The sequence below is a fragment of the Pseudomonas reinekei genome (assembly GCF_001945365.1).
Lineage (GTDB): Bacteria > Pseudomonadota > Gammaproteobacteria > Pseudomonadales > Pseudomonadaceae > Aquipseudomonas > Aquipseudomonas reinekei.
On the sequence record NZ_MSTQ01000004.1, the window covers coordinates 204,186 to 227,270 of the forward strand.

Sequence of the window (23,085 nt, forward strand, 5' to 3'; positions counted from 1 at the left end):
GAGGGTATCAGTTGTGAGCTAGATTCGATTTGTAACGCATCGATCAGCAGCCGTACAGTCTTCCCCATAAGAACAAATGCCCTACCAAAGGAAAACTGCGATGACGACTCTACCTGCGCCTCTGCTCGCCAAAATTTCCTGGCGGCTGCTGCCATTTCTCCTGTTGATGTACATCATGGCCTTCCTCGACCGCGCCAACGTCGGGTTCGCCAAGCAAGCCTTCCAGGCAGATACCAATATCAGTGATGCCGCGTTCGCCTTTGGCGCCGGGGTGTTTTTCATCGGCTACGCCCTGCTCGAAGTGCCGAGCAACCTGATCCTGCACCGCGTCGGCGCTCGCCTGTGGATGTGCCGGATCATGGTCACCTGGGGCCTCGTCTCGGCAGCCATGGTCTTCGCCCACAACGAAACCACCTTCTACGTCCTGCGCTTCTTGCTTGGCGTGGCGGAAGCCGGATTTTTCCCCGGCGTCATCCTTTACCTCACCTACTGGTTCCCCAGCGCCGTGCGCGGCAAGGCTATGGGTTTCTTCTACTTCGGTGCACCGCTGGCCTTCATCTTCGGCAGTCCGTTGTCCGGCCTGCTGCTTGAACTGGACGGCTTTGCCGGGTTCCACGGCTGGCAATGGCTGTTCGCCGTCGAAGGCTTGATGGCGACGGCGGTAGGCATCTGGGCCTATTGGTATCTGGACAATCGCCCGGCCGATGCCAAGTGGCTGACCGTCGAGGAACGCCAGCAAGTGCAAAGCCTGCTCGATCAGGAAGACAGCCATAAACAGAACCACGGCCGCAGCCTGCTCAATGTCATTTGCCAGCCTTCGGTGCTGTACCTGTGCCTGATCTACCTGCTGATCCAGGCCAGTGTCTACGGCGTGGTGTTTTACCTGCCGACCCAAGTCGGTGGGCTGCTCGGCACCAAGGTCGGCTTGATGGTCGGATTGGTCACGGCGATCCCATGGATCTGCGCCTTGGTCGCCGCCTACCTGATTCCCGGTTACAGCGACCGAACCGGCGAACGCCGTCGCACCGCATGCCTGACGTTGCTCATGGCCGCCGCCGGGATCGCCTGCTCGGTGACCTTCAGTAACCCGCTGCTGGGGATCATTGCCCTGTGCTTCGCCGCCTCCGGCTTCATCGCCGTGCAACCGGTGTTCTGGACCTTCCCCTCCAGCTACCTCGCCGGCAGCGCCGCTGCGGCCGGGATCGCCCTGATCAACTCGTTCGGTGCCCTCGGCGGCTTCATCGCCCCGGTGCTGAAGAACTGGGCCGAAGGCGCCTTCCATTCCCCGGCAGCAGGCTTGTACGTGCTTGCCGCTACCACCGTCATCGCCGCGTTGCTGGTGCTGGGCGTCCGTGCGCCCGGGCACAAAGCCTCGAACAAACCGGCCACCGTTTAAACCTGACCGCCGTTAAAAAAAGGAGTCACACCATGGGCATTCCAACCATCAAACACGTGCGCGCTTTCACCCTGCGTGGCGGCGGCGCGGATTATCACGATCAGGCGGACGGCCACTGGATCGACGATCACATCGCCACGCCAATGAGCAAATACCCCGAGTACCGCCAGAGCCGCCGCACCTTCGGCATCAACGTGCTCGGCACCCTGGTGGTAGAGATAGAAGCCAGCGACGGCACCATCGGTTTTGCCGTGACCACCGGCGGTGAACCTGCTGCGTACATCGTCGAGAAACACCTGGCGCGCTTCCTCGAAGGCGCTCGCGTCACCGACATCGAGAAGATCTGGGACCAGATGTACCAATCGACCCTGTATTACGGGCGCAAGGGCATCGTGATCAACACAATCTCCGGCGTCGACCTGGCGCTGTGGGACTTGCTCGGCAAGATCCGCCAGGAACCGGTGCACCAACTGCTCGGCGGTGCGGTGCGTGACGAATTGCAGTTCTACGCCACTGGCGCCCGCCCGGACCTGGCGCAGAAAATGGGTTTCATCGGCGGCAAGATGCCGCTGCACCACGGCCCCGCCGAAGGTGAAGAAGGCCTGCGCAAGAACCTCGAAGAACTGGCGACCATGCGCGAGCGCGTTGGCCCGGACTTCTGGCTGATGCTCGATTGCTGGATGAGCCTGGACCTCAACTACGCTACCAGACTGGCCGTCGGCGCCCACGAACACGGCTTGAAGTGGATCGAGGAAGCCCTGCCGCCGGACGATTACTGGGGCTACGCAGCGCTGCGCAACAACGTACCCAAAGGCATGCTGGTAACCACTGGCGAACACGAAGCCACGCGCTGGGGCTTCCGCATGCTGTTGGAGATGGGTTGCTGCGACATCATTCAGCCGGATGTCGGCTGGTGCGGCGGCCTGACCGAACTGGTAAAGATCTCGGCCCTGGCCGATGCCCACAACGCCCTGGTCATCCCCCACGGCTCATCGGTGTACAGCTATCACTTCGTCGCTACCCGGCATAACAGCCCGTTTGCCGAATTCCTGATGATGGCGCCCAAGGCTGACGAAGTGGTACCGATGTTCCATCCGCAACTGCTTGGCGAACCGGTGCCGGTCAATGGCCGCATGCGCCTGTCCGAGCTCGATCAGCCAGGTTTCGGCGTGACGATCAACCCGGAATGCCAACTGCATCGGCCGTACAACCGCTGAGACAGGAGCTCGACATGAACATGCCGCACAACGCTTTCAAAGCCGCGCTGAAACAGCCGGCGACCCAATATGGCATTTGGGCCGGGTTCGCCACCGGCTACGCCGCCGAAATCGTCGCCACCACCGGTTACGACTGGATGCTGATCGACGGTGAACATGCACCGAACACCGTGCCCGGCGTGCTGGCGCAGTTGCAGGCCGTGGCGCCCTATTCCACTGCGCCAATCGTGCGCGCGGTAAATGGCGACGCCAATCTGATCAAGCAGCTGCTGGATATCGGCGCGCAGACGCTGATGATCCCGATGGTCGAAACCGCCGAGCAGGCCCAGGCGCTGGTCCGTGCCATGCGCTACCCGCCCCACGGCATTCGCGGTGTGGGCGGCGGCTTGACCCGTGCCACCCGTTGGGACGGCGTGCCCGATTATCTCAATACCGCCCATGAACAACTGTGTTTGATCGTGCAGGTGGAGTCTCGCATCGGCGTGGAAAACGTCGAAGCGATTGGCGCCGTCGAAGGCGTGGATGCGGTGTTTATCGGGCCAGCGGATTTGTCGATTGGCCTGGGCCATGCCGGCAATCCCGGTCATCCGGAGGTTCAGCAACGCATTCAACACGCCGTCAACGCCACACTGGCGGCCGGCAAGGCCTGCGGAATTCTCGCCCCCAACGAAGAGGATGCCCGTCGCTACCAGAGCTGGGGCTGCCAGTTCATCGCCGTGGCCATCGACATCAGCCTGCTGCGCCAAAGCGCCATGGCCACCCTCGCCCGCTACCGCGAACCCCTCAGCACCCAAGCACCGTCACGCACTTACTGATCTGCCAAGGAGTCGTCCCATGCCGTCCGTGCCTGTTTACGAAAACTTCATCAACGGCCAGTTCGTGGCCAGCGCTGCCCACCTCGATGTGATCAACCCGGCCACCGGGGCCGTTTTGTCTAAAGTCCCGGCCTCGACCGCCGAAGATGTCGACCGCGCCCTCGCCTCTGCCCGTGCCGCGCAAAAGGACTGGTCGCGCAAACCGGCGAATGACCGCGCCGGCTACCTGCGCCGCATCGCCGCCAAGCTGCGGGAAAACGTTTCGCACCTGGCGCGCACCATCACCCTGGAGCAAGGCAAGATCAGCGGCCTGGCCGAAGTCGAAGTCAACTTCACCGCTGACTACCTCGACTACATGGCCGAATGGGCGCGGCGCATCGAAGGCGAGATCATCACCAGCGACCGCCAGAACGAAAACATCTTCCTGTTCCGCAAACCGCTGGGCGTGGTGGCCGGGATTCTGCCGTGGAATTTCCCGTTCTTCCTGATCGCCCGGAAAATGGCCCCGGCCTTGTTGACCGGCAACAGCATCGTTATCAAGCCCAGCGAAGAAACGCCAAACAACTGCTTCGAATTCGCCCGGCTGGTGGCTGAAACCGATCTGCCGCCCGGTGTGTTCAACGTGGTTTGCGGTGACGGCCAGGTGGGTGCGGCACTGAGCGCGCACAAGGGCGTGGACATGATCAGCTTCACCGGCAGCGTCGTCACCGGCTCGCGGATTATGGCGGCTGCCGCACCGAACATCACCAAGCTCAATCTGGAGTTGGGTGGCAAGGCACCGGCCATTGTGCTGGCCGACGCCGACCTCGGTCTCGCCGTCAAGGCCATCCGCGACTCACGCATCATCAACAGCGGCCAGGTGTGCAATTGCGCCGAGCGGGTGTACGTCGAGCGCAAGGTGGCGGATCAATTTATCGAACGCATCGCAGCGGCGATGAGTGCGACCCGTTATGGCGACCCGATTGCGCAGCCCGATGTGGAAATGGGCCCACTGATCAACCGGCAGGGACTCGACAGCGTCAACCGCAAAGTCCGCACGGCGTTGAGTCAGGGGGCGAACCTCATCAGCGGTGGACAGATCGCTGATCGACCCAATGGCTTCCACTTCCAACCCACCGTCTTGGCCGGGTGCCGCGCCGACATGGACATCATGCGCGAGGAGATTTTTGGTCCGGTGCTGCCGATCCAGATCATCGATGACCTGGACGAAGCCATCACCCTGGCCAATGACTGTGACTACGGACTGACCTCGTCGATCTACACCCGCGACCTGAACAAAACCCTGCATGCCATGCGCGAGCTGGATTTTGGTGAAACCTACGTCAATCGCGAGAATTTCGAGGCGATGCAGGGCTTCCATGCCGGCGTGCGTAAATCGGGGATTGGCGGCGCGGATGGCAAGCATGGGTTGTATGAGTACACCCATACCCATGCGGTGTATTTGCAGGGCTGAACTTGCTTTAAACCTGTGGCGAGGGAGCTTGCTCCCGTCGTGGGGCTAATCACCCCAGGGGGACTGCTGCGCAGTCCAGCGGGAGCAAGCTCCCTCGCCACATCCACTCACAGCTCAGAAATCCACAGTCGCCGAAAGCAAATAGGTCCGTGGCGTCGCCAGCGTCAACCCCGGCTCACTGTCATCCGAAGCCCCGGCCGAACTCCAGTAGCGCTTGTCCGCCACGTTCTCGACATTGGCGCGCACGGTGATGGTCTTGTCGTCGACCCGGAACGCATACCGCGCCCCCACGTCGAAACGCTCCCAGGCATCAATTTCCTTGTTGTTGGACTGATCCAGATACTGCGAGCTGGAATGGATGCCGCGACCGGTCAGGGTCAGGCCCTGCACGTTTGGCACGTCCCACTCGGCGCCAAGGTTGACGTTGTATTTCGGCGTGGCAGGTGCGCGGTTGCCGTCGAAGGTGCCGTTGGTGGTGTCGGTCAACTCGCTGTCGATGTACATCACACCGCCGAGCAGTCGAAACCCGTTAAGCGGTTCGCCGAACACGCTCAACTCGACCCCCTCGTTCTTGCGTTTACCGTTCGGGCCAAAAACTCGCGTCGTGGCGTTGGTCTCGTAGGCCGGCTGCTTGATGCGGAAAACGGCAGCGGTTACGGCGAATGCACCGGCGTCATACTTGGCACCGACTTCGACCTGGCGGCTGATAAACGGCGGGAAAATTTCGTCTTCATTCACCGAGGTCGACGGTGCGATCTTGCCCTGGCTCAGACCTTCCATGTAGTTGGCGTACAGGGACAACTTGTCGGTCGCCTTGAACAGAATGCCACCCGAGGGCGAAAATTTTTCCTCGTCGTAGGCGGTGTCACCTTTGACGTCATCGGACCAGTCGTCGACCTGGACCCGCTGCCAGCGACCACCGAGGGTCAGCAGCAAGCGGTCATCAAAAAAACCGAGGGTGTCGGACAACGCCACGCTGCTGAAGCGGTTCTCGGTGTAAACCTCGGGATCCTGCCGCGTGGGCCGTACGGGCGTCGGCGTTTCCACGGGGCTGTAGAGGTTGCTGGGGGCTGCCGCATAACGGGCACCGCCATTTTCGAAGTCCATGTAGAAATAGCTGGCCGCCAGGTTGACCTGATGGCTCACCGGGCCGGTATGGAACCAGTTGCGCACACCCGTCGTGGCTGTGCGGAGATTCTCGTCACGGGTGAAGTCACGCGGCTGCACGCTGAAATTGCCCGCGTCATTGGTGACCGCAACCGCATGCCGGAGAAAGTCATGATTGCTTTTGCGCGCGCCCACACCGCCGTACAGCATGACTGAATCGCTGACATCGAACTCGCCGTTCAGCGTGCCGAAAGTGTCGGTGGTGCGCGCCTGGCTCCAGGGCTGCGCATAGTTGTCGCGGACATCGTTGGCATTCGGCACCTTCGCGTTGGCCCCCACCTGCACACGCTCTTGCGGAGCATCGGTATCGCGTTCGGTGTGGCCGATATCGGTCGAGAGGCGCAGGCGTTCGCCGCGAAAATCCAGACCTAACACGGCCATCTCGCGGTCGACGCTCTGGTGATCCCAATCGGTGTCGCCAGACTGCTTCACGCCGTTGAAACGAATCCCGAACATGTCAGCTTCGCCAAAGCGCCGGCCGACATCCACGGCGCCGCCAACCTGGCTGTCGGACGCGTAGCTACCGGTGAACGATGTGATCGGCTGGTCGGTCGCGCGCTTGGGCACCACGTTGATCCCGCCGCCCACGCTGCCTCGCGGCGAGATGCCATTGATCAGCTGGCTCGGGCCTTTGATGATGTCGACGCGGTCGGCCATCTCCATATCGATCGTGTAAGTCGGCAACACGCCGTACAGACCGTTGTAGGAAACATCGCTGTTGAACAGGCTGAGCCCGCGAATGGTGAATTGCTCGTAGCGCCCACCCGCCGGGTTGGTGGCGCGGACTGAAGGATCGCTGGCGATCAGGTCGCCCAAGGTGCGAGCCTGTTGGTTTTTTACCGTTTCGCTGGTGTAGGTGGTCATGCTGAACGGCGTTTCCATGAAATCCTGCGAGCCCAGCAGGCCTTGCGAGCCTCGGCGCGCAACCTGGCCGCCGGCATACGGATCACCGTGTTCGGAATCCCCGGCACCGAGAATGGAGGTCGCCCCCAGTTGCAGGCTGCTGCTGGCCGGCGCTGGAATCAGGACGTAAGCCTGCTCGCCCACCGGTTGCAGTTGCAGGCCGGAGTCCAACAACAAGCGGGCAAAGCCCTCTTCCACCCCGTAGTCACCGTCCAGGCCGGCACTGCTGCGACCGCTGACCAGCGCCGGATCGACCGACAGGTTGACCCCGGCCAAACCGGCAAACCGCGTCAGCGCATCACTCAGACTACCGGCCGGCACCTGGTAACTGCGACGGCCAACGTCCTCGGCCCAACCGCTGTTGATTAAAAACGGACTGGCGCTGAGGCTCAGCATCAGGCTCAGGCGCAACAACGGGCGCAGGCCGGACGACGCCGGGCGCGGACTGCAAGGCTTTACTGCGGGCATTGAAGAAGCTCTCTTGTGCGTTCAGTTGCCTTGAATGACAAGCGAGTTGAAAAAAGGGGACAGGCTTCAAACAACTTTTTTGCGCGGCAACAACGTCACCCAGTAACGGGTGCGCATTTGCACCTCCAACGGCAGGCTGGCGCTAAGCAGCGCGAGGATGCGATCGGTATCGTCCAGCCGGAAACTGCCGGTCACGCGCAGCGTTTCGAGTTCCGGTTCCCAACGCAAAACGCCGGGGCGATAGGTGTCGAGCTCACGCAGGAAATCCCCCAGCGGCTGGTTGTTCGCCATCAGCACGCCTTCGCGCCAACCGGGTTGCAGCACGTCAAAAGCCTGGACCGCACCAGCGCCTGACGCTTGCAGGTTGATCTGCTGGCCTGCGCGAAGCGTCAGCTCGGCGCCCTGCAACGGTCGCAGCTGCGCGGCGCCGTTGAACACCGAAACCCGGCAGCCACGAACATCCTGACGGACACAGACTTCACTTTGACTGACGATCACTTGACCGAACCGGGTCTGGATCGTCAGCGGCGAGACACCCGACACTTTCAACGACATCTCGCCCTCCACCAGCTTCACGTGGCGACTCGTCATATTTACGTCAACGGCGCTGGCGGTATTGAGTTGCAACGCGCTGCCATCGGCCAATTGCACCTGCTTGCGCTCGCCCGTGGCGGTGTGCAAGTCGGCACGCCAGACCTCCAGCGGCAATTGCCGGCTGATCAGCCAGGCCGCCGGCACCAACGCCACCGCACCCAAGGCACGCTTGAGCACCACGCGTCGCCCGGGATCAGGGCGGTCGAGACTGCTCAGGGCCAGCACTGAGGGCAGGTCGGCAAAGCGCTGACGCAGGGCTTGCGCCTTCTGCCAGGCCAGCTCGTGACTGGCCGACGTGTCGCGCCAGCGTTGCAGGTTGGCGCGATCCTGCTCGGTGGCGCCGCCGGACTCCAGCAACGCCAGCCATTGCGCGGCCGCTCGCACCACCTGACGGGCATCGGGCGCGGCGCTGCTCACAGTTCCACCATGAGGCAATGCTCGTAGGCTTGCGCCATGTAGCGCTTGATCGTGCGCTCCGACACGTTCAAGCGCTCGGCGATTTGCTGGTACGTCAGGCCTTCGAGCTGGCTCCAGAGAAATGCCCGTCGAACTGCCTGCGGCAAACCATTGAGCAATTCGTCCAGCGCTTGCAGGGTTTCCAGCAACAGCCAGCGCTGTTCCGGGGACGGCACGCAGTCTTCGGGCAACGATGCCAGCGCGTTGAGGTAGGCCTGCTCGAGACTGCGACGCTGGTAGAAATTGCTGAGCAGGCGTTTGCCCACGGTCAGCAAATAGGCACGGGGCTCTTGCAGGTCGGCAATCCGTTGAGAACTGGCGAGCAAACGCAAGAACGTATCCTGGCTGAGGTCCGCCGCATCGCACGCGCTGCCCATGCGCCGCCTCAACCAGCCCTCAAGCCAGCCACGGTGATCGCGGTACAGGTCGTGAAAGGTTTGCGCCTGCGGCATCGCTGCATCACTCATCTCAAGAAGCCCTGTGCCAAGGAATCGTAAATGAGAGTGATTCTAATTAATGTCGCGACGACTGACCAAGTCCTTTATGCAGCAAACGCGCAGAAAGGTGGGCAGCCTGGTAGAGAAAAGAGAAAAAGCCAAATTTCAGACACAAAAAACCCCGGTCTTTCGACCAGGGTCTTTGCTATCGACTCGAAGTAAACCAGCGGTTTTTCTTCGTAGCGCCAAGGCGTTCAGTGGGCCTTGGTGCAGATATGGCGCAGCGGACGGGACTCGAACCCGCGACCCCCGGCGTGACAGGCCGGTATTCTAACCGACTGAACTACCGCTGCGTATCGCTTTGGACTTGCGTCCAGGTAACTCGTTTGATCGAAAGCTTCGGTGCTTTTCAATCGCGAACCAGACCGAAATCTGCTTCGTAAATAATGGCGCAGCGGACGGGACTCGAACCCGCGACCCCCGGCGTGACAGGCCGGTATTCTAACCGACTGAACTACCGCTGCGCGTCGGTGGAGGCATTTCAGCCTACCTCTTGCTTTCGCAAGTATCTCGGGAGTGGTGGGTGATGACGGGATCGAACCGCCGACATTCTGCTTGTAAGGCAGACGCTCTCCCAGCTGAGCTAATCACCCGTTTGCATCTCCGAGGCCGCGAAATTTACGCAGGTACCGAACCTAAGTCAATAGCAGGATTGAAGTTTTTCTGAAAAAGACAAAATCGAGTCATTCCGCATGAGACAGGCAACCCCAAGATCGCTTTCGCGAGCAGGCTCGCTCCCGCGGTGGATCGCTGTTCTCCTGTGGGAGCGAGCCTGCCCGCGAAGACGGCGACACATCCAACTTCAATGCCGGAGTAAAAAACCATCTAATCGCTGTAGATCATCTTCTTGGTCATGCCACCATCAACCACGAACTCCTGCCCCGTGACAAACCCGGCGTTCCTCGACAACAGCCAGGCCACCATCGCCGCGACGTCCTCGACCGTCCCTACCCTGCCCGCCGGATGTTGCGCATGATCGGCGTCGGTCAACGGTTCGGCACGGCGCACGGAGGGGTCACGCGCGTCGATCCAGCCAGGGCTGACGGCATTGACCCGAATCTCCGGGCCAAGGCTGATGGCGAGCGCGTGAGTCAGGGCCAGCAAACCGCCCTTGCTCGCCGCGTAAGCCTCGGTATCGGGCTCGGATTGTCCGGCGCGAGTCGAGGCCAGATTGACGATCGACCCGTTGTGAGCACGCAAATACGGCGCACAGTGTTTGGCCAGCAACATCGGCCCACTGAGATTGACCGCCAACACCCGATTCCAGTAAGCCAGATCGAGGCTTTCCAGGGTGATGTTGTGCGGATCGGCGACCGCCGCGTTGCACACCAACGCGTCCAGTCGCCCGAACTGCCCCAGCACTTCGGCAACACCCAGCGCCACCTGCCCTTCGTTGGAAACGTCCATGGCAATGAACCAGGCGTTGTCGCCGAGCACCTTCGCCACTTTCGACCCGCGTTCACGATCCAGATCCGTCAGCACGACCTGCCAGCCTTCGCTGATCAGCCATGCCGCAATCCCCAGGCCAATGCCCCGTGCAGCGCCGGTGACCAGCGCTACGCGGCCATTGGAGCCGGTTGGCGTGGACAGCTCGATCACAAGGCAGCCAACCCGCGCGCCAGGTCGGCTTGCAGGTCTGCTACATCTTCCAGGCCGACTGCGATGCGGATCAGGCTGTCACGAATACCCGCTGCTTCACGCTCTTGCGGCGCCAGACGGCCGTGGGAGGTGGTGCTCGGGTGAGTAATGGTGGTCTTGCTGTCACCCAGGTTGGCAGTGATCGAAATCAGGCGCGTCGCATCGATGAAGCGCCAGGCGCCCTCTTTGCCGCCCTTGACCTCGAAGCTCACCACCGCCCCGAAACCTTTCTGCTGACGCTGGGCCAGTTCGTGCTGCGGATGGCTCTTCAGACCGGCGTAATGAACCTTCTCGATGCCCTCCTGCTGCTCCAGCCACTCGGCCAGTTGCTGGGCGTTGGCACAATGCGCCTTCATCCGCAGGTTCAGGGTCTCCAGGCCCTTGAGGAAGATCCAGGCGTTGAACGGGCTGAGGGTCGGCCCGGCAGTGCGCAGGAAACCCACCACTTCTTTCATCTGTTCGCTGCGACCGGCCACAACACCGCCCATGCAACGACCCTGCCCATCGATAAACTTGGTCGCCGAGTGCACGACTATGTCTGCGCCCATTTTCAGCGGCTGTTGCAATGCCGGGGTGCAGAAGCAGTTATCGACCACCAGCATCGCGCCTTTGGCATGAGCGATTTTCGCCAGCTCGGCAATATCGACCAGCTCGGCCAGCGGGTTGGACGGCGATTCGACGAACAGCAATTTGGTGTTGGCCTTGATCGCCGCATCCCAACCGGACAAGTCCGCCAGGGGCACGTAATCGACTTCAATACCGAAACGCTTGAAGTACTTCTCGAACAGGCTGATGGTCGAACCGAATACACTGCGCGACACCAGCACATGATCGCCGGCGCTGCACAGGCTCATCACCACCGCCATGATCGCGGCCATGCCGGTGGCAGTCGCCACGGCTTGCTCGGCGCTTTCGAGGGCGGCGATGCGCTCTTCGAAGGCACGCACGGTCGGGTTGGTGTAGCGCGAGTAAACGTTGCCCGGCACTTCCCCGGCAAAACGCGCAGCGGCATCGGCAGCGGTGCGGAACACATAGCTGGAAGTGAAGAACATCGGATCACCGTGTTCGCCTTCCGGCGTACGGTGTTGACCGGCACGTACGGCCAGGGTATCGAACGCTACGCCTTCGAGGTCGCTGTCCAGCCGACCGGCATTCCAATCCTGACTCATGCTGTCACTCCTTGCCTTGCTCTTGGATAAAAAGTCTTTTGATAGATACAAAACCGGCCCCTAGGGGCCGGTAGAAACTCAGTTGTTGTACAGATCGATGATCGCGCTGACTGCCTGCGTCTTGACCTTGGAGGCATCGTTACGTGCCTGCTCGATCTTGTTCAGGTACGCCTCGTCGACGTCGCCGGTCACGTACTGGCCGTCGAACACCGCGCAATCGAACTTTTCGATCTTGATCTTGCCGCCACCGACCGCTTCGATCAAGTCAGGCAAATCCTGATAGATCAACCAGTCAGCGCCGATCAGGTCGGCCACGTCCTGGGTCGAACGGTTGTGGGCGATCAGTTCGTGGGCGCTCGGCATGTCGATGCCGTAGACGTTCGGGAAACGCACGGCCGGCGCAGCGGAGCAGAAGTAGACGTTCTTGGCGCCCGCTTCACGGGCCATCTGGATGATCTGCTTGCACGTGGTGCCGCGAACGATGGAATCGTCCACCAGCATCACGTTCTTGCCGCGGAATTCCAGTTCGATGGCGTTGAGCTTCTGGCGTACGGATTTTTTCCGCGCGGCCTGGCCCGGCATAATGAAGGTGCGGCCGATGTAGCGGTTCTTCACGAAGCCTTCGCGAAATTTCACGCCCAGGTGGTTCGCCAGTTCCAGGGCCGCGGTGCGGCTGGTGTCCGGGATCGGGATAACGACGTCGATGTCGTGCTCGGGACGCTCGCGCAGAATCTTCTCGGCGAGCTTCTCGCCCATGCGCAGGCGGGCCTTGTACACCGAAACACCGTCGATGATCGAGTCGGGACGCGCCAGGTAGACGTGTTCGAAAATGCACGGAGTCAGGGACGGATTGGTCGCGCACTGACGGGTGTGCAGCTTGCCGTCTTCAGTGATGTAGACCGCTTCGCCCGGTGCCAGGTCGCGAATCAGGGTGAAGCCGAGCACGTCCAGGGAAACGCTTTCGGAAGCAATCATGTACTCGACGCCTTCGTCGGTGTGACGCTGGCCGAACACGATCGGGCGGATGCCGTGCGGGTCGCGGAAACCGACGATGCCGTAACCGGTGACCATCGCCACGACCGCGTAACCACCCACGCAACGGTTGTGCACGTCGGTCACAGCGGCGAACACGTCTTCTTCGGTTGGCTGCAACTTGCCGCGCTGGGCCAGTTCGTGAGCGAACACGTTGAGCAGCACTTCCGAGTCGGAGCTGGTGTTGACGTGGCGCAGGTCAGATTCGTAAATCTCCTTGGCCAGCTGTTCAACGTTGGTCAGGTTACCGTTGTGCGCCAGGGTGATGCCGTAAGGCGAGTTGACGTAAAACGGTTGAGCTTCGGCCGAAGTCGAACTGCCCGCGGTTGGATAGCGCACATGGCCGATGCCCATGTGGCCGACCAGACGCTGCATGTGACGCTGATGGAACACGTCACGTACCAGGCCATTGTCCTTGCGCAGGAATAACCGGCCATCATGGCTGGTCACGATACCGGCAGCGTCCTGGCCGCGGTGCTGGAGGACGGTTAGCGCGTCATACAGCGCCTGATTGACGTTCGACTTACCGACGATACCGACGATGCCACACATGCGACGCAACCCCTACTTAATGGATCTGAACTGAACACAACTCACTGAGGCGTTTTGGCCGTCGGCAAGAGGTGCTCCTTGAACGGAATATCAGCGGGTACGCTGATTCCGCTGGCAAGCCACTGACTGCTCCACCCGAGGATCAGGTTTTTGGACCAGTCGGCGACCAATAGAAACTTTGGCACGAGTTGCGACTGCTGCCACCACTCGTCCTGCTGTACCGGCCCCAGGCTCAACAGCCCGACCGCCACGACCACCAGCAACACGCCACGCGCGGCGCCGAAGGCCATGCCGAGGAATCGATCGGTCCCGGACAACCCGGTGACGCGTACCAACTCGCCGATCAGATAATTGATCATTGCGCCTACGATCAACGTGGCGACAAACATGATGGTGCAGCCCGCGATCACGCGGGCCGATGGAGTCTGGATATATCCGGCGAGGTACTCGGACAGTGAGCCACCAAACATCCAGGCAACAGCTCCTGCGATGATCCAGGTCACCAGCGACAGTGCTTCTTTGACGAAGCCGCGGCTCAGACTGATCAATGCAGAGATGGCGACGATTGCAACGATCGCCCAGTCAACCCAGGTAAATGGCACAGTGCAGCCTACAGACGGATAAGGCGGCGCATTTTAGCAGAGCCCATGCTTATCGGTAAGCTGCGATTGTCAGTGCATTTCAAATCGGTGCGATAGATTTAGCCGCGTTCCGGCTGAAAGCGCACCACGAACCCCTTGAGATTCTGCTGGCGATTGAGCAAGTCGCGCAGACGATCGGCTTCGGCACGCTCGATCAGCGGCCCGACAAACACGCGATTCTTGCCATCGGCGGTGCGGATGTAGGCGTTGTAACCCTGGCTGCGCAGGGTTTTCTGCAGTTTTTCCGCACTTTCACGGTTGGCCAGGCTGGCCAGTTGCACCGACCAGCTCACCGAGAGGCCATTGGCATCGACGCGGCTTTGAGTGGTGTCTGGCTTGCCCGGTGCGGCACTGATCGGCTGGGACGGCGCAGTCGCCGGTTTTGCTGCCAATGCCGGAACCGGTGCCGGAGCAGGCGGTGTGACCGGTTTCGCCGTTGGCGCGGGAGCGACCGATGCAGCCGGAGCAGCCGGGGCTTCCTGCTGGGCAATTTCGTCGTCGCTCGGCACAGGCTCTTGCGGCAAGGCTTGCGGCTCAGGCACCACCACCGGCTCCACCTGAACTTGTGGCAACGCCGGCGCTTGAGGGGCAGCCGGGGCTTCGACCGTTACCTGGCGTTGCTCGTCCTGACGCGAGAACAGCATCGGCAGGAAAATCACGGCCAGCGCGACGAGTACGAGCGCACCAACCATGCGCTGTTTGTAGGCCTTATCCAGCAATGCCATTTGCCGCTTCCTCCGTGGAGCGCCGAGCCAGCCATTCAAGGGCCTCGGCGACACAATAAAATGATCCGAACAACAGTATTTCATCGTCGCTCGTTGCCAGCGCGCACTGCCCTTCCAGGGCGGCGGCCACGCTGTCATAGGATGCTACCGAAGCGCCACGCTTGTGCAACGCCTCTTGCAGATCGGCCACCGGCCGCGTCCGTGGCGAATCCAGCGGAGCGACAGCCCAGTGCTCGACACTAGCATTCAATTCGCCAATAACACCATCCAGATCCTTGTCGGCCAGCAATCCGAATACCGCCAGACGCTTGCCGAGCGGTGGACGACTGGCCAGACGCCGGGCCAGATACTCCGCCGCATGGGGGTTATGCCCCACATCCAGCAACAGATTAAGACGCTTGCCCTGCCAGTCGAACTGCCGGCGATCGAGACGACCGACCACCCGCGTCGCCTGCAGCGCCTGGCTAATCTGCGCATCGACCCAAGGCAAACCAAGCAGCAGATAAGCCTGCAAGGCCAGAGCGGCGTTTTCCATGGGCAGATCGAGCAGTGGCAAGTCGCGCAGCTCGATCACACGTCCCTGGGCGTCAACGCCGCGCCATTGCCAGTTGTGATCGGTGACCCCCAGGTCGAAATCGCGCCCACGCAGGAAAAACGGACAGTTCAGCTCGCGCGCTTTATCCAGCAGGGGTTGCGGGGGATTGAGATCGCCACAGAGCGCAGGCGCACCCTGGCGAAAAATGCCGGCCTTCTCGAAGGCCACGGATTCGCGGGTATCACCCAGGTAATCCGCATGATCGACGCCGATACTGGTGACCAGCGCAATGTCGGCGTCGACCACGTTGACCGTGTCCAGGCGCCCGCCCAGACCGACTTCCAGCACCACGGCATCGAGCCCGGACTGTTGAAACAGCCAGAACGCCGCCAGGGTGCCCATTTCGAAGTAGGTCAGGGAAGTGTCACCCCGCCCCGCCTCCACTGCCGCGAAGGCCTGGCACAGCTCGGCGTCAGTGGCTTCGACGCCATTGACCTGCACCCGCTCGTTATAACGCAGCAGGTGCGGTGAATTGTAGACACCGACTTTCAGGCCCTGGGCGCGCAGCAATGAAGCCACGAACGCACAGGTGGAGCCTTTGCCGTTGGTGCCGGTGACCGTAATCACCCGAGGCGCCGGCTTGCCCAGCCCCATGCGGGACGCTACCTGTTGCGAGCGCTCAAGGCCCATGTCGATGGCCGAAGGATGCAACTGCTCAAGGTAGGCGAGCCACTCGCCAAGGGTACGTTCGGTCATAGGTTGGCAGGTACCGGTGGAACAACGATCGGCTCGATTGGCGCAGCGACGAATTTCGGCGTCGGCAGGCCCATCATTTGCGCCAGCAGGTTGCCCAGACGCGGACGCAGCTCCTGACGGTGAATGATCATGTCGATCGCACCGTGCTCCAGCAGGAACTCGCTGCGCTGGAAGCCTTCCGGCAGTTTTTCGCGCACGGTCTGTTCGATGACACGCGGACCGGCAAAGCCGATCAGGGCTTTCGGTTCACCGACAATCACGTCGCCGAGCATCGCCAGACTGGCGGAAACACCACCGTAGACCGGGTCGGTCAGTACGGAGATAAACGGAATGCCTTCTTCACGCAGACGCGCCAGCACCGCGGAGGTTTTGGCCATCTGCATCAGGGAAATCAGCGCTTCCTGCATCCGCGCACCACCGGAGGCGGAGAAGCAGATCATCGGGCAGCGTTTTTCCAGCGCGTAGTTGGCGGCGCGCACGAAGCGTTCACCAACGATGGCGCCCATCGAACCACCCATGAAGGAGAATTCAAAGGCTGATACAACAACCGGCATGCCCAGCAGCGTACCGCTCATGGAGATCAGTGCGTCTTTTTCGCCGGTCTGCTTTTGCGCAGCGGTCAGGCGATCCTTGTACTTCTTGCCGTCGCGGAATTTCAGACGGTCAACCGGCTCCAGGTCTGCCCCCAGTTCGGTACGACCTTCAACGTCGAGGAAGATGTCGATACGGGCGCGAGCGCCGATACGCATGTGATGGTTGCACTTGGGGCAAACGTCCAGGGTCTTTTCCAGCTCCGGACGATATAGCACAGCCTCGCAAGACGGGCACTTGTGCCAAAGACCTTCAGGCACCGAGCTCTTCTTGACCTCGGAACGCATGATCGAAGGGATCAGTTTGTCTACTAACCAGTTGCTCATGCTTTCTTTCTCCAGTACCGGCGGCCCGAACGCTCTGGTTCGCAGCCCCGCGTATGCCCTTGAGCTAAATTCATGTTGTGCAGCGATGATTCAGTGAATGGCCGGATCAGCGAAACGTGACCTGCGTACCACCCCATGACCCTCAGCCGTTTTGTACAGCGCAGTCCAGTGGACGGCGGCAGACTGCCACCCGTCACATCAACGTAATGCCTGGATGAACGCGTGAATCTTTGCGTGATCCTTGATGCCCTTGCTCGCCTCTACCCCGCCGCTGACGTCCACGGCATAGGGCCGGACCCGTGCCACGGCTTCGGCGACGTTTTCCGGGGTCAGCCCACCCGCCAAAACAATCGGTTTGCTCAAGCCTTGCGGTATCAATGACCAGTCAAAGGCTTCGCCGGTTCCCCCGGGAATGCCTTCGACATAGGCGTCAAGCAAAATGCCGCTTGCACCTGGATAGGCGTCGCACGCCGCCGCAATGTCGTCGCCAGCCTTGACCCGCAACGCCTTGATGTACGGACGCTGCCAGGTTTCGCATTCCGCCGCTGATTCATCACCATGAAACTGCAACAGGTCCAATGGCACCGCATCGAGGATTTCAGTCAGTTCGGTACGACTGGCGTTGACGAACAAGCCAACTGTTGTAACAAACGGCGGCAACGCTTTGATGATCGAGCGCGCCTGCTGAAATGTCACAGCCCGCGGACTCTTCGCGTAAAACACAAACCCTATGGCGTCGGCCCCGGCATCGACCGCCGCCAACGCATCTTCTATGCGGGTAATCCCGCAAATCTTGCTGCGAACGGCTGACATGTCGTTAAAACCCCACGGCAAATCGGGAAAGTCCCGGATGGTAACAAAAGCGTTCGAAGGCGTCAGCCGTCAAGTTCGGCGAACCCGGTAAGGAAATGCGGCCCAATGTAACGCTCGGGCAATTCGAACTCATCACGGTACTCGACTTGCACCAGATACAGGCCAAATGGATGCGCCGTCACCCCACCCGTACGACGAATGCGGCTCTCCAGTACTTCCTTCATCCATTCCACCGGACGTTCGCCGGCACCGATGGTCATCAGCACACCGGCAATGTTGCGCACCATGTGGTGCAGGAAGGCGCTGGCGCGGATATCCAGCACGATCATCTTGCCGTGGCGCGTCACGCGCAGGTGATGCAGCTCCTTGATCGGCGACTTGGCCTGACACTGACCGGCGCGGAAGGCGCTGAAATCGTGAGTGCCCACCAGATACTGAGCCGCCTCGGCCATGCGCTCGACGTCCAGCGGACGGTGGTTCCAGGTGATCTCCTCATTGAGGTGCGCCGGACGGATCTGGTCGTTGTAGATCACGTAGCGATAACGACGGGCGATGGCTTTGAACCGTGCATGAAAGTGCGCCGGCATGACCTTGGCCCAACTGACGCTGACGTCATGCGGCAAGTTGATGTTGGCGCCCATGACCCAGGCCTTCATCGAACGCTCGACCTGGGTATCAAAGTGCACCACCTGCCCGCAGGCATGCACACCGGCATCGGTACGTCCGGCGCACAGCAGTGAAACCGGCGAGTCGGCGACTTTGGACAAGGCGTTTTCGAGGGTTTCCTGCACGGTGAGCACACCGGAGGCCTGGCGCTGCCAGCCGCGATAACGCGAGCCTTTGTATTCAACGCCCAGTGCGATCCGGAAAAAGCCGTCGGCCGCCATTTCAGCAGCCGGGTTATCTATATTTGCCAAGGAGGGACAGCCTGCTGAAGTACGCAAAAGCAGGCATTATAAGGCGCTCGGGCGGGGATGCCAGTGAGATATCCAATGACTGTTACGACCCCATCGCTGGCAAGCCAGCTCCCACAGGCTCACCTGGCGACATAAATCATTATGAGAGCCGGCTGCCAGCAATGTCCCACCCCTTCAGTCATCCTCGACTGCAGCCACAAACAAAAACGGCAGCCTCATCGGGCTGCCGTTTCATTTACAACGCTTGATTCATGCCAGCCGCGACAGCATCTCCTTGGCTTCGCTCTTCTGACCGTCATCACCTTCGGTCACCACCTCATTGAGGATGTCCCGGGCGCCGTCGTTGTCGCCCATGTCGATGTAGGCCTGGGCCAGGTCGAGCTTGGTCGCGACTTCATCGGTACCGGACAGGAAATCGAAGTCCGGCTCGTCATCCACGGTGGCCAGCGCATCGTCCACGGTGAACGTCGGCTCGCTGATACTCTGGGACAGGCGATCCAGTTCGGCGTTGACGTCGTCCAGTTCGGCGGCGAATGCATCCGGAGCGGTCGGAGCGTCCATCTCATCGGCCAGCGACAGGTCGAAATCGGCCGGCAGCTCCAGGTCGTCCAGCGGCGCTTCGGCCACTGTCGGCGCTTCGGTCGCCGGCAGGTCCTTCACGGCGTCGTCCAGATCCAGCAGGAAATCGTCTTCCGCCAGAAGGGCCGGGGACGGATCGCCTCCGAGATCCATGTCCAGGTCGAAATCCGACAGGTCATCAAGGTTCTCTTTCATTGCCGTCTGCTGCTGCAGTACCGACTCGAAGCTCAAGTCCTCGTCCGGCGGGAAGTCTTCCAGCTCGTCCAGGGTCGCGATCGGCTCCGGCTCTGCCACAGGCGTTGGAGCAGCGGCTGGCGGGGTAACGTTATCGAAGTCATCGAGACTCAGGTCGAACGCACTGTCGAGACTGTCGTCGACCGGCGCTGGAGCAGGTGCTTCGGCGACCGGCGTCACGTTTTCCAGATCGTCGAGACTGAGATCGAATGCGCTGTCGAAGTCGTCGTCAACTGGCGTTGGTTCAGGTGCTTGCGGCTCGTCCAGCAGCAGGTCCTTGACGTACTGGGCGTCCAGCTCGGCAGCGGCCGCGGCTGCGGCGATACCGCCTGCGGCAACCAGCGCCATGGCCGGGAAACGGCTTTTCAGGTTTTCGACCTGGGCGAAGTTGTCCCCGTTGGCCACCAATTGACGCTCCTGAACCACGAACGCGTCGCGATCGCCCTGCAGACCGTAGACTTCCATCAGTTTGAGGCGCAGATCACTGCGCTGAGGCTCTTGCTTGACGCCGTCTTCGAGCAACGCAGCAGCCTGATTGAGACGACCCGCAGCGATATGCGACCGGGCCTGACCCAACACATCATCGGAGCGCTCGGCGGCCGGTGCGACCAGAGGCGCAGCAATCGGCGGCGTGACCACCACTGGAGCAATAACCGGAGCCGGGGTTGGCGCGGGTGCCGGGGCATTCGCCAGCTTCACGCTTGGCGGTGGAACCTCCAGACCTTCGAAGCTGCTTTCCGGCAGGTCGAGATCAGCGGAGAACTCCTGCTCCTCAGACAAGGCGCGAGCCATGCGCAGATGCTTCTCGGCTTCCTGCTGAGCCTTGCGGCGACGGGCCAGCAACAGCAACAGGAGCAAGACAATCACTGCCCCGCCGCCGGCCAGGCCCAGCAACCATGGATTGGTCAGCAACTCGTTGAATTTCTGCTCATCGGACGCCACAGGTGCCGGCTCAACCGGTTGCTCGGTCGGAGCCGGTACAACCTCGGGGGCAGCCGCCGCAGGGGCTGGTGCTGGAGCTGTCTCGGCAGGCATGGCTGCCGGATCTGCCGCCAGTTCAGCCGAAATGGCAGGTGCCGCTGCTACAGCCGGCGCACCCGCGGCGCCCTCGGCTTGCAACTTGGCCAGTTGGTTGTTCTTCAATTCGATCAGACGTTGCAGCTTGTCCATCTGGCTTTGCAGATCGGCCACGCGGCTTTTCAGTTCGGCGTTGTCACGGCGGGTCGTGTCGAGGCTTTCCTGGGTAACGGCCAATTTGTTGCCCAAGGCCTTGGCATCACCTGCCGGACCTTTGCCACCGGCTTTGCCGGACTCCGCCGAAACCAGGCTCAACTTGTCTTGAGCGCTTTGCGTGGCAGGCGCGTCACCGCGACCGCGATTGGTGGCATCGAGTTGCTGCTGCCCGGTTGCCGGCTTCGCGACATAGCGCCGACCCTGGCGCCAGGCGGCGTTCTGCGCAGCCACTTCGGCAATGGCCTTGGGTTGCGCCACGCTGGTGCTCTGCGCCTGATCCGGCAGACGCAACACCTGGCCGGTTTTGAGGCGGTTGATGTTGCCGTCGATAAAGGCGTCCGGGTTCAACGCCTGGATGGCCAGCATGGTTTGTTGAATCGAACCGCCATTACGCGCCTTCGCAGCGATTTCCCACAGGGTATCGCGCGAGGTGGTGGTGTATTGGGACGGTTTGGTCGCCGCAGTGACCGGCGTGGTGCCCGTCGGCGCCGGTTGCGCAGCCGCTTCAGCGGTTTGCGGTGAGAACTTGGACGGATCGAGCAGCACGCTGTAATCACGTAGAAGGCGACCGTTGGGCCACATGACCTGAACCAGGAATTTCACCATCGGTTCGGAGAGTGGCTTGCTGGAAGTCACACGCAGGATGCTTTTGCCGCTGGCGTTCAGCACCGGAGTAAACGTCAGGTCGTTGAGGAACGCCTGGCGGTCGACACCGGCCTTGGCGAAATCTTCAGGTGAAGCCAGGCTCGGCACCACTTCGGCAGCGGTGAGCTCCTTGACGTCCAGCAACTCGATTTCCGCCACCAACGGCTGGTTCAGCGTCGATTTCAGGGTCAGCTCCCCGAGACCGAGGGCATGCGCCATACCGGAGGACAGCGCCGAGGCGGCCGCTATTGCTAACACCAGTTTGCGAACTTGAACCATAGCTCATCCTTAGTTTGAACATTCCTCGGCCAGCGAGAAGGTGTTGATAGTCGCTGCCGTAAGGCATTGCGCGCGGCGGCGAAGGGTCGTCGCGCGCGATTGTTTCGTGCATGCCCCGGAAAGCCCCGCAGGGTGGCTGACCTTCAGCATTCCGGCAAGCATAGCGCTCACCCGGAATCATTCGAAAATTGTTGCCAAGTATCTTTTACAGCAGGTGTTTTATCAACAATTCGGCCAGCTGCACAGCATTGAGCGCGGCCCCTTTGCGTACGTTATCTGACGTCAGCCACAAATTAAGTTCCGACAGGTCGTCAATACCGTGGCGAACCCGACCAACGTAGACCACATCCTGCCCTACCGCGTCACCGACCGGTGTCGGGTAATCGCCCGCCTCGACCAATTCGATGCCGGGTGCGTCTTCCAGCGCGGCATTGACTTTCGCCAGGTCGATGTCGCCTGCGGTCTGCAGGGTTACGTTAAAGCTATCGCCAAAAAACACCGGGGCTTGAATGCAAGTGACAGATATTTTCAGCGAAGGCAGCGCCACCACCTGACGCAGTTCGCGGACCAGGCGCTTTTCCAGCAGCGTATGGCCCTGTTCGTCGGGTTTGCCGACCTGCGCCAGCAAGTTGAAAGCCATCTGCCGATCAAAGAATTTTGGTTCCAGCGGACGCACGTTGAGCAGTTCGGCGGTCTGCCGCGCCAACTCGCTCACCGCTTCACGGCCTTGGGCAGACACTGCGAGGCTGGCGGTCAGGTTGATGCGCTGCAAGTCGAGCAAACCCAGCAACGGCGCAAGCACCACCGACAAGCTGGTGGCCGACGGGCTCGGACTGCTGACCTGGAATGGTTTTTTCAAACCGGACAGCACGTGGACATTGGCTTCCGGCACCACTTGCGGTGACTGATCAGCCGGCAAGGCGCCGGACAGGTCCACAATCGAGCAACCGGCAGCCGTGGCGCGGGAAGCGAAACTCAAGGTGGCTGCCGGGCCTGCGGCGAAGAACACCAGCTGTGCTTTGCTGAAATCGAACTCATCGACTTCGCGCACACGCACGTTTTTTCCACGAAAAGGCACCGAACTGCCGGCGGATTCGCTACTGGCCAGCAGGTGCAGATTGCCGACCGGGAAGTCACGTTCTTCAAGGATCTGTACCAGCGTTTCGCCGACAGTACCGGTGGCGCCGATCACGGCAATATCAATGGACTGGCTCATGGGGTTTCCTCTGGCGAAACGGGGGAGCGGCACTTTACCGGGTGGTTGGGGTGCAGGCAATTCGGCAGGGAGATATGTAGCGACTGCACCGGCCTCTTCGCTGGCAAGCCAGCTTCCACAGGGTACGCGTGAATGGTAGGAGCTGGTTTGTCAGCGATGAGGCCAGACTCGATAGCCGAGAAACCTCAAGGATAAAAAAACCCGCACCCCTTCCAAGGCGCGGGTTGTTTCATTGCGT

At 61.2% G+C, this 23,085-nt stretch carries 18 protein-coding genes and 3 tRNA genes; 4 read left to right on the forward strand and 17 right to left on the reverse strand.

Features of this window, described 5'->3' with window-relative positions; translation table 11 throughout:
- Positions 1 to 100: 100 nt before the first annotated feature.
- Genes BVK86_RS07830 through aldA form a run of 4 tightly spaced genes read left to right on the forward strand, consistent with a single transcriptional unit; the run spans position 101 to position 4,881 of the window.
- On the forward strand, positions 101 to 1,396 hold the full coding sequence (locus BVK86_RS07830; protein WP_075945879.1) for an MFS transporter: 1,296 nt from the start codon (positions 101 to 103) through the stop codon (positions 1,394 to 1,396).
- A 32-nt stretch (positions 1,397 to 1,428) separates the two neighbouring features.
- Positions 1,429 to 2,613 (forward strand): L-rhamnonate dehydratase, encoded by a 1,185-nt coding sequence (gene rhmD, locus BVK86_RS07835; protein WP_075945880.1) that lies wholly within the window; start codon positions 1,429 to 1,431, stop codon positions 2,611 to 2,613.
- Positions 2,614 to 2,627: 14 nt separating this feature from the next.
- Entirely contained in the window at positions 2,628 to 3,428 is an 801-nt protein-coding gene (locus tag BVK86_RS07840) for an aldolase/citrate lyase family protein (protein WP_075945881.1), read from the forward strand.
- Positions 3,429 to 3,447: 19 nt separating this feature from the next.
- Entirely contained in the window at positions 3,448 to 4,881 is a 1,434-nt protein-coding gene (gene aldA / locus BVK86_RS07845) for an aldehyde dehydrogenase (RefSeq protein ID WP_075945882.1), read from the forward strand.
- Positions 4,882 to 4,995: 114 nt separating this feature from the next.
- Here aldA and BVK86_RS07850 read toward each other — a convergent pair whose 3' ends face one another.
- The 17 genes from BVK86_RS07850 to BVK86_RS07930 form a co-directional block, all read right to left on the reverse strand.
- A complete protein-coding gene (locus BVK86_RS07850; protein ID WP_075945883.1) occupies positions 4,996 to 7,419 on the reverse strand; it encodes a TonB-dependent receptor in 2,424 nt (807 codons plus the stop codon).
- 66 nt (positions 7,420 to 7,485) lie between these two features.
- Positions 7,486 to 8,430 carry a FecR domain-containing protein gene (locus tag BVK86_RS07855; protein ID WP_075945884.1) on the reverse strand — a complete coding sequence of 315 codons (945 nt, stop codon included), beginning with the start codon at positions 8,428 to 8,430 and terminating at the stop codon, positions 7,486 to 7,488.
- Positions 8,427 to 8,936, reverse strand: coding sequence for a sigma-70 family RNA polymerase sigma factor (locus tag BVK86_RS07860; RefSeq protein ID WP_075945885.1), 510 nt, complete (start codon positions 8,934 to 8,936; stop codon positions 8,427 to 8,429). The genes BVK86_RS07855 and BVK86_RS07860 overlap by 4 nt, the downstream gene beginning before the upstream one ends.
- 246 nt (positions 8,937 to 9,182) lie before the next feature.
- A tRNA-Asp gene (locus tag BVK86_RS07865) sits at positions 9,183 to 9,259 on the reverse strand.
- A gap of 94 nt (positions 9,260 to 9,353) precedes the next feature.
- Positions 9,354 to 9,430 (reverse strand) — tRNA-Asp (locus tag BVK86_RS07870).
- A gap of 53 nt (positions 9,431 to 9,483) precedes the next feature.
- Positions 9,484 to 9,559 (reverse strand) — tRNA-Val (locus tag BVK86_RS07875).
- Between the two features lie 232 nt (positions 9,560 to 9,791).
- Positions 9,792 to 10,565: an SDR family oxidoreductase gene (locus BVK86_RS07880; protein ID WP_075945886.1), complete on the reverse strand. Its 774-nt coding sequence runs from the start codon at positions 10,563 to 10,565 to the stop codon at positions 9,792 to 9,794.
- Positions 10,562 to 11,773: an O-succinylhomoserine sulfhydrylase gene (locus tag BVK86_RS07885; protein WP_075945887.1), complete on the reverse strand. Its 1,212-nt coding sequence runs from the start codon at positions 11,771 to 11,773 to the stop codon at positions 10,562 to 10,564. Before BVK86_RS07885 ends, BVK86_RS07880 begins: the two co-directional genes overlap by 4 nt.
- A 78-nt stretch (positions 11,774 to 11,851) precedes the next feature.
- Positions 11,852 to 13,357, reverse strand: coding sequence for an amidophosphoribosyltransferase (purF, locus tag BVK86_RS07890; RefSeq protein WP_075945888.1), 1,506 nt, complete (start codon positions 13,355 to 13,357; stop codon positions 11,852 to 11,854).
- A 41-nt stretch (positions 13,358 to 13,398) separates the two neighbouring features.
- A complete protein-coding gene (locus BVK86_RS07895) occupies positions 13,399 to 13,959 on the reverse strand; it encodes a CvpA family protein (RefSeq protein WP_075945889.1) in 561 nt (186 codons plus the stop codon).
- Positions 13,960 to 14,057: 98 nt separating this feature from the next.
- On the reverse strand, positions 14,058 to 14,723 hold the full coding sequence (locus BVK86_RS07900) for an SPOR domain-containing protein (protein WP_075945890.1): 666 nt from the start codon (positions 14,721 to 14,723) through the stop codon (positions 14,058 to 14,060).
- Positions 14,707 to 16,014 carry a bifunctional tetrahydrofolate synthase/dihydrofolate synthase gene (gene folC / locus BVK86_RS07905; RefSeq protein ID WP_075945891.1) on the reverse strand — a complete coding sequence of 436 codons (1,308 nt, stop codon included), beginning with the start codon at positions 16,012 to 16,014 and terminating at the stop codon, positions 14,707 to 14,709. The genes BVK86_RS07900 and folC overlap by 17 nt, the downstream gene beginning before the upstream one ends.
- Positions 16,011 to 16,931 (reverse strand): acetyl-CoA carboxylase, carboxyltransferase subunit beta, encoded by a 921-nt coding sequence (gene accD / locus BVK86_RS07910; protein WP_075945892.1) that lies wholly within the window; start codon positions 16,929 to 16,931, stop codon positions 16,011 to 16,013. The genes folC and accD overlap by 4 nt, the downstream gene beginning before the upstream one ends.
- A 198-nt stretch (positions 16,932 to 17,129) precedes the next feature.
- Positions 17,130 to 17,744 (reverse strand): phosphoribosylanthranilate isomerase, encoded by a 615-nt coding sequence (locus BVK86_RS07915; protein WP_075945893.1) that lies wholly within the window; start codon positions 17,742 to 17,744, stop codon positions 17,130 to 17,132.
- A 62-nt stretch (positions 17,745 to 17,806) separates the two neighbouring features.
- Positions 17,807 to 18,631, reverse strand: a complete 825-nt coding sequence (gene truA, locus BVK86_RS07920; RefSeq protein ID WP_075945894.1) for a tRNA pseudouridine(38-40) synthase TruA — start codon at positions 18,629 to 18,631, stop codon at positions 17,807 to 17,809.
- A gap of 279 nt (positions 18,632 to 18,910) precedes the next feature.
- A complete protein-coding gene (locus BVK86_RS07925; RefSeq protein ID WP_075945895.1) occupies positions 18,911 to 21,631 on the reverse strand; it encodes a motility hub landmark protein FimV in 2,721 nt (906 codons plus the stop codon).
- A gap of 205 nt (positions 21,632 to 21,836) precedes the next feature.
- Complete coding sequence (locus BVK86_RS07930; RefSeq protein ID WP_075945896.1) at positions 21,837 to 22,847, reverse strand: aspartate-semialdehyde dehydrogenase; 1,011 nt, start codon at positions 22,845 to 22,847, stop codon at positions 21,837 to 21,839.
- Positions 22,848 to 23,085: the final 238 nt, after the last annotated feature.

Excerpts from the sequence above, each read along its gene's own strand:
- BVK86_RS07830 (WP_075945879.1), top strand. The coding sequence starts at position 101 with ATGACGACTCTACCTGCGCCTCTGCTCGCCAAAATTTCCTGGCGGCTG.
- rhmD (WP_075945880.1), top strand. The coding sequence starts at position 1,429 with ATGGGCATTCCAACCATCAAACACGTGCGCGCTTTCACCCTGCGTGGC.
- BVK86_RS07840 (WP_075945881.1), top strand. The coding sequence starts at position 2,628 with ATGAACATGCCGCACAACGCTTTCAAAGCCGCGCTGAAACAGCCGGCG.
- aldA (WP_075945882.1), top strand. The coding sequence starts at position 3,448 with ATGCCGTCCGTGCCTGTTTACGAAAACTTCATCAACGGCCAGTTCGTG.
- BVK86_RS07850 (WP_075945883.1), bottom strand. The coding sequence starts at position 7,419 with ATGCCCGCAGTAAAGCCTTGCAGTCCGCGCCCGGCGTCGTCCGGCCTG.
- BVK86_RS07860 (WP_075945885.1), bottom strand. The coding sequence starts at position 8,936 with ATGAGTGATGCAGCGATGCCGCAGGCGCAAACCTTTCACGACCTGTAC.
- BVK86_RS07885 (WP_075945887.1), bottom strand. The coding sequence starts at position 11,773 with ATGAGTCAGGATTGGAATGCCGGTCGGCTGGACAGCGACCTCGAAGGC.
- purF (WP_075945888.1), bottom strand. The coding sequence starts at position 13,357 with ATGTGTGGCATCGTCGGTATCGTCGGTAAGTCGAACGTCAATCAGGCG.
- BVK86_RS07900 (WP_075945890.1), bottom strand. The coding sequence starts at position 14,723 with ATGGCATTGCTGGATAAGGCCTACAAACAGCGCATGGTTGGTGCGCTC.
- folC (WP_075945891.1), bottom strand. The coding sequence starts at position 16,014 with ATGACCGAACGTACCCTTGGCGAGTGGCTCGCCTACCTTGAGCAGTTG.
- accD (WP_075945892.1), bottom strand. The coding sequence starts at position 16,931 with ATGAGCAACTGGTTAGTAGACAAACTGATCCCTTCGATCATGCGTTCC.
- BVK86_RS07915 (WP_075945893.1), bottom strand. The coding sequence starts at position 17,744 with ATGTCAGCCGTTCGCAGCAAGATTTGCGGGATTACCCGCATAGAAGAT.
- truA (WP_075945894.1), bottom strand. The coding sequence starts at position 18,631 with ATGGCGGCCGACGGCTTTTTCCGGATCGCACTGGGCGTTGAATACAAA.
- BVK86_RS07925 (WP_075945895.1), bottom strand. The coding sequence starts at position 21,631 with ATGGTTCAAGTTCGCAAACTGGTGTTAGCAATAGCGGCCGCCTCGGCG.
- BVK86_RS07930 (WP_075945896.1), bottom strand. The coding sequence starts at position 22,847 with ATGAGCCAGTCCATTGATATTGCCGTGATCGGCGCCACCGGTACTGTC.